General features: G+C 57.7%; 12 protein-coding genes. 11 read left to right on the forward strand and 1 reads right to left on the reverse strand.

What is annotated here, in order from left to right; genetic code table 11:
• The first annotated feature begins 191 nt into the window (after window positions 1-191).
• From grpE to QFX16_RS03885, 8 genes are all read left to right on the forward strand, one after another.
• Window positions 192-758, forward strand: coding sequence for a nucleotide exchange factor GrpE (gene grpE / locus QFX16_RS03850; RefSeq protein WP_283182904.1), 567 nt, complete (start codon window positions 192-194; stop codon window positions 756-758).
• A gap of 102 nt (window positions 759-860) precedes the next feature.
• Window positions 861-2777 carry a molecular chaperone DnaK gene (dnaK, locus tag QFX16_RS03855; protein WP_283182905.1) on the forward strand — a complete coding sequence of 639 codons (1917 nt, stop codon included), beginning with the start codon at window positions 861-863 and terminating at the stop codon, window positions 2775-2777.
• Between the two features lie 297 nt (window positions 2778-3074).
• Window positions 3075-4199 carry a molecular chaperone DnaJ gene (gene dnaJ / locus QFX16_RS03860; RefSeq protein WP_283182906.1) on the forward strand — a complete coding sequence of 375 codons (1125 nt, stop codon included), beginning with the start codon at window positions 3075-3077 and terminating at the stop codon, window positions 4197-4199.
• A gap of 9 nt (window positions 4200-4208) precedes the next feature.
• A complete protein-coding gene (gene dapB / locus QFX16_RS03865; protein WP_283182907.1) occupies window positions 4209-5015 on the forward strand; it encodes a 4-hydroxy-tetrahydrodipicolinate reductase in 807 nt (268 codons plus the stop codon).
• A 259-nt stretch (window positions 5016-5274) separates the two neighbouring features.
• A complete protein-coding gene (carA, locus tag QFX16_RS03870) occupies window positions 5275-6411 on the forward strand; it encodes a glutamine-hydrolyzing carbamoyl-phosphate synthase small subunit (protein WP_283182908.1) in 1137 nt (378 codons plus the stop codon).
• A gap of 119 nt (window positions 6412-6530) precedes the next feature.
• Window positions 6531-9752, forward strand: a complete 3222-nt coding sequence (gene carB / locus QFX16_RS03875; RefSeq protein WP_095129503.1) for a carbamoyl-phosphate synthase large subunit — start codon at window positions 6531-6533, stop codon at window positions 9750-9752.
• Window positions 9749-10225 carry a transcription elongation factor GreA gene (greA, locus tag QFX16_RS03880; protein WP_223487885.1) on the forward strand — a complete coding sequence of 159 codons (477 nt, stop codon included), beginning with the start codon at window positions 9749-9751 and terminating at the stop codon, window positions 10223-10225. The genes carB and greA overlap by 4 nt, the downstream gene beginning before the upstream one ends.
• Before the next feature lie 28 nt (window positions 10226-10253).
• On the forward strand, window positions 10254-10658 hold the full coding sequence (locus QFX16_RS03885; protein WP_283182909.1) for an MFS transporter: 405 nt from the start codon (window positions 10254-10256) through the stop codon (window positions 10656-10658).
• 9 nt (window positions 10659-10667) lie between these two features.
• Here QFX16_RS03885 and QFX16_RS03890 read toward each other — a convergent pair whose 3' ends face one another.
• Entirely contained in the window at window positions 10668-10976 is a 309-nt protein-coding gene (locus tag QFX16_RS03890) for a YhbY family RNA-binding protein (protein WP_008005472.1), read from the reverse strand.
• A 106-nt stretch (window positions 10977-11082) separates the two neighbouring features.
• On the opposite strand from QFX16_RS03890, the gene rlmE reads away from it, so the two are divergent.
• The 3 genes from rlmE to folP all read left to right on the forward strand — a co-directional run bounded on the left by rlmE (window position 11083) and on the right by folP (window position 14685).
• Entirely contained in the window at window positions 11083-11715 is a 633-nt protein-coding gene (gene rlmE / locus QFX16_RS03895) for a 23S rRNA (uridine(2552)-2'-O)-methyltransferase RlmE (RefSeq protein ID WP_003177853.1), read from the forward strand.
• Window positions 11716-11914: 199 nt separating this feature from the next.
• Window positions 11915-13825, forward strand: a complete 1911-nt coding sequence (gene ftsH / locus QFX16_RS03900; protein ID WP_033053619.1) for an ATP-dependent zinc metalloprotease FtsH — start codon at window positions 11915-11917, stop codon at window positions 13823-13825.
• 8 nt (window positions 13826-13833) lie between these two features.
• Window positions 13834-14685: a dihydropteroate synthase gene (folP, locus tag QFX16_RS03905; protein WP_283182910.1), complete on the forward strand. Its 852-nt coding sequence runs from the start codon at window positions 13834-13836 to the stop codon at window positions 14683-14685.

Below are 14685 nucleotides of genomic sequence, written 5' to 3' on the forward strand. Positions count from 1 at the left end.
CTGGCTGACAATGCCCTCCCTTAGCTCGATTTGCTTGATCCGACGAAATCCTTAGCGCGCCTGGGAATGACAATGCAGCTGTTTTTTGTAGGGTTAATAAATAAGCGCCCCTTGAAGCTGAATTTTGCGGCCCCATATAGCTGGGCAGAAGCGCGAGTTGAGCTCGCGGACGATATTGAAAGGAGAAATCTATGGCTGACGAACAGACAGTGGATACGCAAAATCTAGACGCCGATCAGGCTGCCCAGGATTCGGGTGATGAACTGGCGACTCGTGTTCAAGTGCTCGAAGAGCAATTGGCTGGCGCTCATGATCAGGCTTTGCGTGTAGCGGCTGATCTGCAGAACGTCCGCCGTCGCGCCGAGCAGGATGTAGAAAAGGCTCACAAGTTCGCACTGGAGAAATTCGCCGGTGACCTGTTGCCGATCATCGACAGCCTGGAGCGTGGTCTGGAGTTATCCAGCCCGGATGACGAAAGCATTCGTCCAATGCGCGAAGGCATCGAGCTGACCCTGAAAATGTTCCAGGACACCCTGAAGCGTTATCAGCTGGAAGCGATCGATCCGCATGGCGAACCGTTCAACGCCGTTCAGCATCAGGCAATGGCCATGCAGGAAAGCGCCGACGTCGAGCCGAACAGCGTGCTCAAGGTGTTCCAGAAGGGCTATCAGCTCAACGGTCGCCTGCTGCGCCCGGCCATGGTCGTGGTCAGCAAGGCTCCGGCACCGGTTTCGCCTTCGATTGACGAGCAGGCTTGAAATTAGCCGCAAGGCCCCCATTTAGAAGTCAAGCGTTTAAGTGCTACCGCAGTTAGCCACCACTGCTGCGGCAACCAAATCCAAAGTTTCGGGAGAGTGAACATGGGCAAAATTATCGGTATCGACCTGGGGACTACCAACTCCTGCGTCTCCGTGCTTGAAAACGGCGTAGCCAAAGTTATTGAAAACGCTGAAGGCACGCGTACCACGCCGTCGATCATCGCTTACGCCAACGATGGTGAAATCCTCGTTGGCCAATCGGCCAAGCGTCAGGCTGTGACCAATCCGCACAACACCCTGTATGCGGTGAAGCGTCTGATCGGTCGTAAGTTCGACGAAGAAGTCGTACAGAAAGATATCAAGATGGTCCCGTACAAAATCGCCAAGGCTGACAACGGCGATGCATGGGTTGAAGTGAACGGCCAGAAAATGTCGCCGCCACAAATCTCGGCTGAAATTCTGAAGAAAATGAAGAAGACCGCCGAAGACTACCTCGGCGAGCCAGTGACCGAAGCGGTGATCACCGTTCCGGCCTACTTCAACGACAGCCAGCGTCAAGCCACTAAAGACGCCGGCCGCATCGCGGGCCTGGACGTAAAACGTATCATCAACGAACCAACCGCCGCCGCTCTGGCTTACGGTATGGACAAGGCGAAGGGCGATCACACCGTGATCGTTTACGACTTGGGCGGCGGTACTTTCGACGTTTCCGTGATCGAAATCGCTGAAGTCGATGGCGAGCACCAGTTCGAAGTACTGGCCACCAACGGTGACACGTTCCTGGGCGGTGAAGACTTTGACATTCGTCTGATCGACTACCTCGTCGACGAATTCAAGAAAGAAAGCGGCATGAACCTTAAAGGTGACCCGCTGGCCATGCAGCGCCTGAAAGAAGCCGCTGAAAAAGCCAAGATCGAACTGTCTTCGAGCAATTCGACCGACGTGAACCTGCCGTACATCACTGCAGACGCTACCGGTCCTAAGCATTTGAACGTGAAAATCTCCCGCGCCAAGCTCGAAGCGCTGGTAGAAGACCTGGTTCAACGCACCATCGAACCTTGCCGCATCGCTCTGAAAGACTCGGGCATCGACATCGGCGCCATCAACGACGTGATCCTGGTCGGCGGTCAGACCCGTATGCCACTGGTTCAGAAGCTGGTGACCGAGTTCTTCGGTAAAGAAGCGCGTAAAGATGTGAACCCGGACGAAGCGGTTGCCATGGGTGCTGCTATCCAGGGCGCGGTATTGGCCGGTGACGTGAAAGACGTTCTGCTGCTGGACGTCAGCCCGCTGACTCTGGGCATCGAAACCATGGGTGGCGTGATGACCGCGCTGATCGAGAAAAACACCACGATTCCTACCAAGAAATCGCAAGTGTTCTCGACTGCCGACGACAACCAGGGCGCTGTGACCATTCACGTGCTGCAAGGTGAGCGTAAGCAAGCCGCTCAGAACAAGTCTTTGGGCAAGTTCGACCTGGCCGAGATTCCACCAGCACCACGTGGCGTGCCACAAATTGAAGTGACCTTCGACATCGACGCCAACGGCATTCTGCACGTAGGCGCCAAAGACAAGGCTACCGGCAAGACTCAGTCGATCGTGATCAAGGCCAACTCCGGTCTGTCCGAGGAAGAGATTCAGCAGATGATTCGCGATGCTGAAGCCAACGTCGACGCAGATCGCCAGTTCGAAGAGTTGGCCGCCGCTCGTAACCAGGGCGATGCGCTGGTTCACTCGACGCGCAAAATGGTCGCTGACGCTGGCGACAAAGTGACCGCTGAAGAGAAGACTGCAATCGAAGCCGCAGTAGTTGCCCTGGAAGCCGCCGTCAAAGGCGACGACAAGGCTGCTATCGACGCCAAAGTTGAAGAACTGTCGAAAGTCTCCGCGCCAGTGGCTCAGAAAATGTACGCCGAGCAGGCTCAGCCCGCTGAAGGCGCTGCACCGCACGACGAAAAAGCTGAAAAGGCTGACGACGTTGTCGACGCTGAGTTTGAAGAAGTCAAAGACCACAAGTAAGTTGTTGGTCGCCCGGTTGACTGCCTTCAGGCGGTGACTGGTAGGATGTCGCCGCGCGGGAGCTTGCTCCCGCGTTGGCGTGTCTGGAGTTAGCGAATTTTTACAGCATGCGACAAGGCTCGTGTGTTGGCGGTATGGCCGGGAATGCTCCTGCTTTTCGAGCCGAAAGTACCGCATCGAATCAAAGACCAGGATCGTTGAATTGACGTGAGTTGGGTCCGGGCCTGTATTGGGGCTCAACGAGTTTGGCAAGGCTCAGGAGAGGTTTGCCGAACGTCCTTAAGAGTGCAAAGACTTATGGCAAAGCGTGACTATTACGAAGTATTGGGTGTTGAGCGTGGCTCAAGCGAAGCAGACCTGAAAAAGGCCTACCGTCGCCTGGCGATGAAGCACCACCCGGACCGTAATCCCGATGACAAAGCGTCGGAAGATATGTTCAAGGAGGCCAACGAGGCCTACGAAGTGCTGTCCGATTCCAGTAAGCGCGCGGCCTACGACCAGTACGGTCATGCCGGTGTCGACCCGAGCATGGGTGGCGGCGGTGCCGGGTTTGGCGGTCAGAACTTCTCCGACATCTTTGGTGATGTCTTCAGTGACTTCTTCGGCGGCGGTCGCGGCGGTTCTCGTGGCGGCGCTCAGCGCGGCAGCGACCTGCGCTACACCCTGGAACTGAATCTGGAAGAAGCGGTGCGCGGTACAACCGTGAATATCCGTGTTCCGACATTGGTCAACTGCAAGCCGTGCGACGGTTCGGGTGCCAAGAAAGGCTCCTCGCCGATCACTTGCCCGACGTGTGGCGGTATCGGTCAAGTCCGTATGCAGCAGGGCTTTTTCTCGGTGCAGCAGACGTGCCCGCGCTGCCATGGCCAGGGCAGGATCATTTCCGATCCGTGCGACTCTTGCGATGGTCAAGGTCGTGTCGAAGAGTACAAAACCCTCTCGGTGAAAGTGCCGGCCGGTGTCGATACCGGTGACCGCATTCGTTTGTCCGGCGAAGGCGAGGCGGGGGCTCAGGGTGGTCCGACTGGCGACCTGTACGTGGTGATCAACGTGCGTGAGCACGCGATTTTCCAGCGCGACGGCAAGCACCTGTTCTGCGAAGTGCCGATCAGTTTTGTCGATGCCGCGCTGGGTGGTGAGCTGGAGATTCCGACCCTTGATGGTCGAGTCAAACTGAAAATCCCTGAAGGAACTCAGACCGGCAAGCAGTTCCGTGTTCGCGGCAAGGGCGTTGCGCCAGTGCGCGGCGGCGGTGCTGGTGACTTGATGTGCCGAGTGGCTGTCGAAACCCCTGTCAATCTGGGGCGTCGTCAGCGCGAACTGCTGGAAGAGTTCCGTAGCTCGCTGGCAGATGACAACAGCCATTCGCCTAAAACCACTGGTTGGTTCGAAGGCGTGAAGCGCTTCTTCGGCGATTTGTAAGGAGTTGGCATGCGACGTATAGCTGTGATGGGCGCTGCCGGGCGCATGGGCAAGATTCTGGTCGAGGCGGTGCAGCAACGCGCGCCGCTGACCGGGCTGACGGCAGCCATCGTACGCCCCGGCAGTACGCTGATTGGCGTGGATGCTGGTGAGCTGGCGTCGCTGGGGCGTATCGGTGTTCCACTGTCCGGCAATCTGGACGCGGTGACTGATGAGTTCGACGTGCTGATCGACTTCACGCTTCCGGAAGTCATGCTGAAAAACCTGGCGTTCTGCCGTAAGGCGGGTAAGGCCATGGTGATCGGCACGACGGGGTTGGACGCCGCACAGAAGCAGTTGCTGGCCGAGGCCGGCAAGGATATTCCGATCGTGTTCGCGGCCAATTTCAGTGTCGGTGTAAACCTGTCGCTGAAGCTGCTCGACATGGCTGCTCGTGTGTTGGGTGACGATGCAGATATCGAGATCATCGAGGCTCATCATCGGCACAAGATCGATGCGCCTTCAGGTACGGCTTTGCGCATGGGCGAAGTTATCGCAAGCGCCCTGGATCGTGATCTGCAGAAGGTTGCGGTCTATGGCCGTGAAGGTCATACCGGTGCTCGCGAGCGTGAAACGATCGGCTTTGCCACTGTTCGCGGTGGTGATGTGGTCGGCGATCATACGGTGCTGTTCGCCTGTGAGGGTGAGCGACTGGAGATCACGCATAAAGCGTCCAGTCGCATGACCTTCGCCAAGGGCGCGGTACGTGCTGCGTTGTGGCTGGACGGTCGTGAGCCGGGTCTTTACGACATGCAAGACGTACTCGATCTGCGTTAAGATGCGCCCGAAATCGGGTTCAAATAGTGTGTTTGAGCCCGGTTTTACTCCGTCAAGCGACGTCCTGTCGCATTCCCCGGCCTTTAAGGCTCATTGGCGGTAGACCAGAAATGCCTTTTTCTGTAAGCTACAGCTTTAGTGTGTCCACTAAAAGCGCGCAGAATTATTCGGTGAAGAAGCGGGGTGACGTGTCCATACGTCACTCCGCTTTTTTACAACCTGCGATCGCCCTTTCAGGCTTTATTTACGGGAGGTCTTCTTGACTAAGCCAGCCATACTCGCCCTTGCTGATGGCAGCATTTTTCGCGGCGAAGCCATTGGAGCCGACGGTCAAACCGTTGGTGAGGTGGTGTTCAACACCGCAATGACCGGCTATCAGGAAATTCTTACCGATCCTTCCTACGCCCAACAGATTGTTACCCTGACTTACCCGCACATCGGCAACACCGGCACCACGCCGGAAGACGCCGAGTCCGACCGCGTCTGGTCCGCGGGTCTGGTTATCCGTGACCTGCCACTGGTTGCGAGCAACTGGCGTAACACGATGTCTCTGTCCGACTACCTGAAAGCCAACAACGTTGTGGCAATCGCTGGTATCGACACTCGCCGCCTGACGCGCATCCTGCGTGAAAAAGGCGCGCAGAACGGCTGCATCATGGCCGGTGACAACATTTCCGAAGAAGCCGCCATCGCCGCCGCTCAGGGTTTCCCTGGCCTCAAAGGCATGGACCTGGCGAAAGTCGTCAGCACCAAAGAGAAGTACGAGTGGCGCTCGACTGTCTGGGATCTGAAAACCGACAGCCACGCAACCATCGAAGCCTCTGAGCTGCCGTACCACGTGGTTGCCTACGACTACGGCGTCAAGCTGAACATCCTGCGCATGCTCGTCGATCGCGGTTGCCGCGTGACCGTAGTGCCGGCTCAAACTCCAGCTGCTGAAGCTCTGGCTCTGAAACCGGACGGTGTGTTCCTGTCCAACGGCCCTGGTGATCCGGAGCCTTGCGATTACGCGATCCAGGCGATCAAGGATGTGCTGGAAACCGAAATTCCGGTCTTCGGTATCTGCCTTGGTCACCAACTGCTGGCCCTGGCCTCCGGTGCCAAGACCCTGAAAATGGGTCACGGCCACCACGGTGCCAACCACCCGGTCCAGGATCTGGATACCGGTGTGGTGATGATCACCAGCCAGAACCATGGTTTTGCGGTAGACGAAGCGACCCTGCCAGCCAACGTTCGGGCGATCCACAAATCGTTGTTCGACGGCACCCTGCAAGGTATCGAGCGTACCGACAAGAGCGCCTTCAGCTTCCAGGGTCACCCTGAAGCCAGCCCTGGCCCGAACGACGTAGCACCACTGTTTGATCGCTTCATCAATGAAATGGCCAAGCGACGCTGATCGCTCGCCTTGATGCAGCAAAGCTTGAGGGTGGTCCCGACACACGGTGGCCCCCTCAGGTCTTCAAAGATTGAACAAGACGGCTTGCCGACTGACCTGCGGATTTGAGTGACAAACCCATGCCAAAACGTACAGACATTAAAAGCATCCTGATTCTCGGCGCTGGCCCGATCGTGATCGGCCAGGCCTGCGAGTTCGACTACTCCGGCGCCCAGGCTTGTAAAGCCCTGCGCGAGGAGGGTTACCGCGTCATCCTGGTGAACTCCAACCCAGCGACCATCATGACCGACCCGGACATGGCTGACGCCACGTACATCGAGCCGATCAAATGGCAGACCGTTGCCAAGATCATCGAGAAAGAGCGTCCGGACGCGCTGCTGCCGACCATGGGTGGCCAGACCGCTCTGAACTGCGCACTGGATCTGGAGCGCGAAGGCGTTCTGGAGAAGTTTGGCGTAGAGATGATCGGCGCTAACGCTGACACCATCGACAAGGCTGAAGACCGTTCGCGCTTCGACAAGGCGATGAAATCCATCGGCCTGGATTGCCCGCGTTCGGGTATCGCCCACAGCATGGAAGAGGCCAACGTGGTCCTCGAGAAGCTCGGCTTCCCGTGCATCATCCGTCCGTCCTTCACCATGGGCGGCACCGGTGGCGGTATCGCTTACAACCGTGAAGAGTTCGAAGAAATCTGCGCCCGCGGCCTCGACCTGTCGCCGACCAAAGAACTGCTGATCGACGAATCCCTGATCGGCTGGAAAGAGTACGAGATGGAGGTTGTCCGCGATAAGAAGGACAACTGCATCATCGTCTGCTCTATCGAAAACTTTGACCCGATGGGCGTGCACACCGGTGACTCGATCACCGTTGCTCCGGCACAAACCCTGACGGACAAGGAATACCAGATCATGCGTAACGCCTCGTTGGCGGTACTGCGTGAGATCGGCGTGGAAACAGGCGGCTCCAACGTTCAGTTTGGCATCTGCCCGGACACTGGCCGTATGGTCGTGATCGAGATGAACCCGCGTGTATCCCGCTCTTCGGCGCTGGCCTCGAAAGCCACTGGTTTCCCGATTGCGCGTATCGCTGCCAAGCTGGCGATCGGCTACACCCTGGACGAACTGCAGAACGAAATCACCGGCGGCGCTACTCCTGCATCCTTCGAGCCGTCCATCGACTACGTCGTGACCAAGCTGCCACGCTTCGCCTTCGAGAAATTCCCGAAAGCCGACGCGCGCCTGACCACTCAAATGAAGTCGGTGGGTGAAGTCATGGCCATCGGCCGGACTTTCCAGGAATCCCTGCAGAAAGCTCTGCGCGGTCTGGAAGTGGGCGTTTGCGGCCTGGACGAGAAGCTCGACCTGAGCAATCCGGAAAGCATGAGCATCCTCAAGCGCGAACTGACCGTGCCGGGTGCCGAGCGTATCTGGTACGTGGCTGACGCCTTCCGTGCCGGCCTGTCGGTCGAAGACATCTTCGGCATGAACATGATCGACCCGTGGTTCCTGGTGCAGATCGAAGATCTGATCAAGGAAGAAGAGAAGGTCAAGACCTTGGGTCTGGCCAGCATCGACCGCGACGTGATGTTCCGCCTCAAGCGCAAAGGCTTCTCCGACATGCGTCTGGCCAAGCTGCTGGGCGTGACCGAGAAGGCTCTGCGTCGCCACCGTCACAAACTTGAGATTTTCCCGGTCTACAAGCGCGTTGACACCTGCGCGGCCGAGTTCGCCACCGACACCGCTTACCTCTACTCGACGTACGAGGAAGAGTGTGAAGCCGCGCCGTCGGGCCGCGACAAGATCATGATCCTCGGCGGCGGTCCAAACCGTATCGGCCAGGGCATCGAGTTCGACTACTGCTGCGTACACGCGGCATTGGCCCTGCGCGAAGACGGTTACGAGACCATCATGGTCAACTGCAACCCGGAGACCGTTTCCACCGACTACGACACCTCTGATCGCCTGTACTTCGAACCAGTCACCCTGGAAGACGTACTGGAAATCGTCCGCGTCGAGAAGCCGAAAGGCGTGATCGTCCAGTACGGCGGCCAAACCCCGCTGAAACTGGCTCGTGCCCTGGAAGAAGCTGGCGTGCCGATCATCGGCACCAGCCCTGACGCCATCGACCGTGCCGAAGACCGTGAGCGCTTCCAGCAAATGGTCGAGCGCCTGAACCTGCGTCAGCCGCCAAACGCCACCGTGCGCAGCGAAGACGAAGCGATTCGTGCGGCCAGCAAGATCGGTTACCCGCTGGTGGTTCGTCCGTCCTACGTACTGGGCGGCCGCGCGATGGAAATCGTTTACGAAGAAGAAGAGCTCAAGCGCTACCTGCGTGACGCGGTGAAAGTGTCCAACGACAGCCCGGTGCTGCTCGACCACTTCCTCAACTGCGCCATCGAAATGGACGTGGATGCAGTCTGCGACGGCACCGACGTGGTGATCGGCGCGATCATGCAGCACATCGAGCAGGCCGGCGTTCACTCCGGTGACTCCGCGTGCTCCCTGCCGCCGTACTCGCTGCCTGCACACATCCAGGACGAGATGCGTGAACAGGTCAAGAAAATGGCCCTGGAACTGGGCGTTGTCGGCCTGATGAACGTTCAGTTGGCGCTGCAAGGCGAAGACATCTACGTCATCGAAGTCAACCCGCGCGCTTCCCGTACCGTACCGTTCGTATCGAAGTGCATTGGTGTTTCTCTGGCGATGATCGCGGCTCGTGTGATGGCCGGTAAAACCCTGAAGGAAATCGGTTTCACCAAAGAAATCATTCCGAACTTCTACAGTGTGAAAGAGGCGGTGTTCCCATTCGCCAAATTCCCTGGTGTGGACCCGATCCTGGGCCCAGAGATGAAGTCCACTGGTGAAGTGATGGGCGTGGGCGACACCTTCGGTGAGGCGTTTGCCAAAGCCCAAATGGGTGCCAGCGAAGTGCTGCCGACCGGCGGTACCGCGTTCATCAGTGTGCGTGATGACGACAAGCCACTGGTTGCAGGCGTGGCTCGTGATCTGATCAACTTGGGCTTCGAAGTGGTCGCCACTGCCGGTACTGCCAAGCTGATCGAAGCCGCAGGCCTGAAAGTGCGTCGTGTGAACAAGGTGACCGAGGGTCGTCCGCACGTGGTCGACATGATCAAGAACGACGAAGTCACCCTGATCATCAACACCACCGAAGGTCGTCAGTCGATCGCTGATTCGTACTCCATTCGTCGTAATGCCTTGCAGCACAAGATTTACTGCACCACTACCATTGCTGCTGGCGAAGCTATCTGCGAAGCGCTGAAGTTCGGTCCCGAGAAGACCGTGCGCCGCTTGCAGGATCTACACGCAGGATTGAAGGCATGATCAAATACCCAATGACCGTCCAGGGCGCTAAAGCCCTGGAAGAAGAACACGCTCACCTGACTAAGGTCGTCCGTCCGAAGCTCAGCCAGGACATCGGTACGGCCCGAGAGTTGGGTGACTTGAAAGAAAACGCCGAATACCACGCTGCTCGCGAGCAGCAAGGTATGGTCGAGGCGCGGATCCGCGACATCGAAGGCCGCATGCAAAACGCGGTGATCATTGATGTCACGACCATTCCTCACACCGGCAAGGTGATCTTCGGCACCACCGTTGAAATCGCCAACGTCGAGACGGATGAAAGCGTCACTTACCACATCGTTGGTGAGGATGAGGCTGACTTCAAGCTCGGCAAGATTTCGGTCGGCTCGCCATTGGCCCGCGCCTTGATTGCCAAGGAAGAGGGTGATGTGGTTGCCGTGAAAACGCCTGGCGGCGTTATCGAGTACGAGATTGTCGAAGTTCGCCACATCTAAGCGCAGGCGCCCGCTACGTGCGGGCGCCATGCTTTGGCAACTGACTCAGATGTTGTGGGTTGGTGGTCTGTGGCTGTTGCACATCGGTCTGCTGCCGGTGCTGGGCAAAATTGGCCTGGCACCGCTGCTGATCGACGAAATCGCAGGCATGCTTGATGCGCTGATGGTGGGGTTCGCCGCAACGTGTGTGATTTTTCAGGCTTTGGTGCTGGTTCAGACCGAGGGCCTTGCCAGTCTATGGCGCGATATTCGCGGGCAACTGCTGCTGATGGCGCTTTATGCGTGTGCGATGTATGCCGCGGTGCTTATTGGCTGGCCAGATGCCGTGCGTTGGCAGGTGTTCAGCTATCTTGTTCTGGGCTTTTCCGGGCTGGTGCTGGTGTTGCAGCCGGTGCCTGGATGGAGTGGCAGGGTGCGCGAAGCACACCCTTGACCCTTGCCATCACTTGAAGCGATGGACGTTCGACAGCTGCTTGTTGACGCTGAAGTTCTTGCGGTAAATCAGTGCCATCTTGCCGATGACCTGAACCAGGTCCGCTTTGCCGACCTTGCACAGTTCTGCGATGTTCGCCAGGCGCGACTCGCGATCGAGGATGTTGAGCTTGATTTTAATCAGCTCGTGATCCGCCAAAGCGCGTTCAAGTTCGGCTAACACACCTTCAGTCAAACCGTTGTCAGCCACAGTTAAAACTGGTTTCAGATGGTGGCCAATGGATTTGTATTGTTTCTTCTGCTCTTGAGTGAGCGGCATAATCTGACCCCTGCGTCTGATCTTGTAAAAAGCGGCGGCCAGTTTACCCGAGCGAGTCCGGGACCGCCCAGTTAATCACGACCCGTTTTATTTTTTGAGGTGGCCCGTGGCCCGTTCCAAGACAAGCCTTAAATGGCTGCAAGAGCATTTCAACGACCCATTCGTGAAAATGGCGCAAAAAGACGGGTATCGCTCCCGTGCCAGCTACAAGCTGCTGGAGATTCAGGAAAGAGACCGTTTGATCCGTCCAGGCATGAGCGTGATCGACCTGGGCGCCGCCCCGGGTGGCTGGTCCCAGGTGACCAGTCGTCTGATTGGTGGGCAAGGCACGCTGATCGCTTCCGACATCCTGGAAATGGACAGCATCCCGGATGTGACCTTCATTCAGGGCGACTTCACCGAGGACGCCGTACTGGCGCAGATTCTCGAAGCGGTCGGAAAAAACGAGGTGGACCTTGTGATTTCCGATATGGCCCCCAATATGAGTGGATTGGCGTCTGTTGATATGCCTCGATCGATGTTCCTGTGTGAGTTGGCACTGGATCTTGCGACTCGGGTGTTGAAGCCAGGTGGTGATTTTTTGATCAAGGTCTTCCAGGGTGAAGGCTTCGATGAGTACCACAAGAGCGTGCGCAAGCAGTTCGAGAAGGTCACGACGCGCAAGCCGAAATCGTCGCGCGACCGTTCCCGAGAGCAGTACCTGCTGGGCCGTGGTTTCCGTGGTCGCAGTGAGGAATAAGAGGTTTTTGACCGGGGTGATAGGTTTTTCGTATTTCGCCCAGTGAGCATTAGCGAATATTGTGTAGAAAGTGTTTCACAAAGGGTTACAGACGGCGCCTGCCAGAGCCGTAGGTAATGTAGTAAGTTAGGCCGGTGAATATCATGCGAAGCGCGCGCCATTAGCGGAGCTTGCTTCAGAGGGTAGTTAATTGAACGATATGGCAAAGAATCTGATCCTGTGGTTGATCATCGCGGCTGTCCTGGTGACAGTGATGAACAACTTCTCCAGCCCTAACGAGCCGCAGACCCTCAACTATTCCGACTTCATCCAGCAGGTCAAGGATGGGAAGGTCGAGCGCGTAGCGGTTGACGGCTACGTGATTACCGGCAAACGCAACGATGGCGACAGCTTCAAGACCATTCGTCCGGCAATCCAGGACAACGGTCTGATCGGCGACCTCGTGGACAACCATGTCGTAGTCGAAGGCAAGCAGCCTGAACAGCAAAGCATCTGGACTCAGCTCCTGGTGGCAAGCTTCCCGATCCTGGTGATCATCGCCGTGTTCATGTTCTTCATGCGGCAGATGCAGGGCGGCGCCGGTGGCAAGGGCGGGCCGATGAGCTTCGGCAAGAGCAAGGCGCGCCTGCTCTCCGAGGATCAGGTGAAAACCACCTTGGGTGACGTTGCCGGTTGTGACGAAGCCAAGGAAGAAGTCGGTGAGTTGGTCGAGTTCCTGCGTGATCCGGGCAAGTTCCAGCGTCTGGGCGGCCGTATTCCACGCGGCGTGCTGATGGTGGGACCTCCGGGGACCGGTAAAACGTTGCTCGCCAAAGCGATTGCAGGCGAAGCAAAAGTACCGTTCTTCACCATTTCCGGTTCCGATTTCGTCGAAATGTTTGTCGGTGTCGGTGCCAGCCGTGTTCGTGACATGTTCGAGCAGGCCAAGAAGCACGCGCCATGCATCATCTTCATCGATGAGATCGACGCCGTCGGTCGTCATCGTGGTGCCGGGATGGGTGGCGGTCACGATGAGCGCGAGCAGACTCTCAACCAGTTGCTGGTAGAGATGGACGGCTTCGAAATGAACGACGGCATCATCGTCATCGCTGCAACCAACCGTCCGGACGTACTGGACCCTGCGTTGCTGCGTCCAGGCCGCTTCGACCGTCAGGTAGTCGTTGGTCTGCCAGATATCCGTGGTCGCGAACAGATTCTCAAGGTTCACATGCGAAAAGTGCCAATGGGTGACGACGTCGCTCCGGCTGTGATCGCTCGTGGTACCCCTGGTTTCTCCGGTGCCGACCTGGCTAACCTGGTGAACGAAGCGTCGTTGTTCGCGGCCCGTGCCGGCAAGCGCATCGTCGAAATGAAAGAGTTCGAATTGGCCAAAGACAAGATCATGATGGGCGCCGAGCGCAAATCCATGGTCATGTCCGAAAAAGAGAAGCAGAACACCGCTTACCACGAGGCAGGTCACGCTATTGTTGGGCGCGTTGTGCCTGAGCATGACCCGGTCTACAAGGTGTCGATCATCCCGCGCGGTCGTGCGCTGGGTGTGACCATGTTTCTGCCGGAAGAAGATCGCTACAGCCTGTCCAAGCGTGCATTGATCAGTCAGATCTGCTCGTTGTACGGCGGTCGTATTGCTGAAGAAATGACCTTGGGCTTCGACGGCGTCACCACCGGTGCGTCAAACGACATCATGCGTGCCAGCCAGATTGCACGGAACATGGTAACCAAGTGGGGCTTGTCGGAAAAACTCGGCCCGTTGATGTACGCAGAAGAAGAGGGCGAAGTGTTCCTTGGTCGCGGCGGTGGCGGTCAGGGTGCAAGCTTCTCCGGTGAGACAGCCAAGTTGATCGACTCCGAAGTGCGCAGCATCATTGATCAGTGCTACGGCACGGCGAAGCAGATCCTCACCGATAACCGTGACAAGCTCGACGCCATGGCTGATGCCTTGATGAAGTACGAAACGATCGACGCTGATCAGATCGACGACATCATGGCGGGTCGTACGCCTCGTGAACCTCGCGACTGGTCAGGCGGCACCGGTACCTCCGGAACTCCTCCGGTGGCACAGGATCCGCGTCCGGAAACACCGATCGGCGGTCCGGCTGCTGACGTTTAAGGTTTGAAATGACTTCTGTTCAGTCCTCGACCCGATTGCCTTGCGGCAATCGGGTTCTTGATTTAGCCCTGACGCACGTCATGGGTATTCTCAATGTCACTCCCGATTCCTTCTCTGATGGCGGCCAATATAGCCAGCTCGATGCGGCCTTGCGCCACGCTGAGGCTATGGTGGCGGCCGGCGCGACGTTGATTGATGTCGGTGGCGAATCGACCCGGCCGGGTGCCAGGGTGGTTTCACCGCTGGAAGAGCTTGAGCGCGTAGCTCCGGTCGTCGAGCGAATACACCGCGAGCTGGATGTAATTATCTCGGTCGACACTTCCACGCCAGCTGTGATGCGCGAAGCCGCACGACTTGGCGCGGGGTTGATCAATGATGTGCGCTCGCTGCGGCGCGATGGCGCGCTGGATGCGGCCGCAGCCACTGGCCTGCCGGTCTGTCTGATGCATATGCTCGGTGAGCCGAGCGACATGCAGGATAATCCGCAGTATCAGGACGTCACGAAAGAGGTGGGCGAGTTCCTAGCCGAGCGCATGGCTCAGTGTGCGTCGGTAGGAATTACAGCGGATCGGATCATCCTTGATCCGGGCTTTGGCTTCGCAAAAAACTTGCAGCACAATCTAAGCTTGTTCAAGCATATGGAGGCCCTGCATGCCTTGGGGCGGCCCCTGTTGGTCGGGGTCTCGCGAAAGAGCATGATAGGTCAGGCATTGAATCGTCCAGTTGGCGAGCGTCTGCATGGTGGTCTGGCGCTTGCAGCGCTGGCTTCGGTCAAGGGCGCGCGTATATTGCGCGTCCATGATGTGGCCGAAACCGTCGATGTGGTGCGGATGATCGCTGCAGTGGAATCAGCCGAATAA

This window comes from Pseudomonas svalbardensis (genome assembly GCF_030053115.1).
In the GTDB taxonomy this organism is placed as follows: domain Bacteria; phylum Pseudomonadota; class Gammaproteobacteria; order Pseudomonadales; family Pseudomonadaceae; genus Aquipseudomonas; species Aquipseudomonas svalbardensis.

Excerpts from the sequence above, each read along its gene's own strand:
- greA (WP_223487885.1), top strand. The coding sequence starts at position 9,749 with ATGATCAAATACCCAATGACCGTCCAGGGCGCTAAAGCCCTGGAAGAA.
- dnaJ (WP_283182906.1), top strand. The coding sequence starts at position 3,075 with ATGGCAAAGCGTGACTATTACGAAGTATTGGGTGTTGAGCGTGGCTCA.
- folP (WP_283182910.1), top strand. The coding sequence starts at position 13,834 with ATGACTTCTGTTCAGTCCTCGACCCGATTGCCTTGCGGCAATCGGGTT.
- dnaK (WP_283182905.1), top strand. The coding sequence starts at position 861 with ATGGGCAAAATTATCGGTATCGACCTGGGGACTACCAACTCCTGCGTC.
- QFX16_RS03885 (WP_283182909.1), top strand. The coding sequence starts at position 10,254 with ATGCTTTGGCAACTGACTCAGATGTTGTGGGTTGGTGGTCTGTGGCTG.
- ftsH (WP_033053619.1), top strand. The coding sequence starts at position 11,915 with ATGGCAAAGAATCTGATCCTGTGGTTGATCATCGCGGCTGTCCTGGTG.
- carB (WP_095129503.1), top strand. The coding sequence starts at position 6,531 with ATGCCAAAACGTACAGACATTAAAAGCATCCTGATTCTCGGCGCTGGC.
- dapB (WP_283182907.1), top strand. The coding sequence starts at position 4,209 with ATGCGACGTATAGCTGTGATGGGCGCTGCCGGGCGCATGGGCAAGATT.
- grpE (WP_283182904.1), top strand. The coding sequence starts at position 192 with ATGGCTGACGAACAGACAGTGGATACGCAAAATCTAGACGCCGATCAG.
- QFX16_RS03890 (WP_008005472.1), bottom strand. The coding sequence starts at position 10,976 with ATGCCGCTCACTCAAGAGCAGAAGAAACAATACAAATCCATTGGCCAC.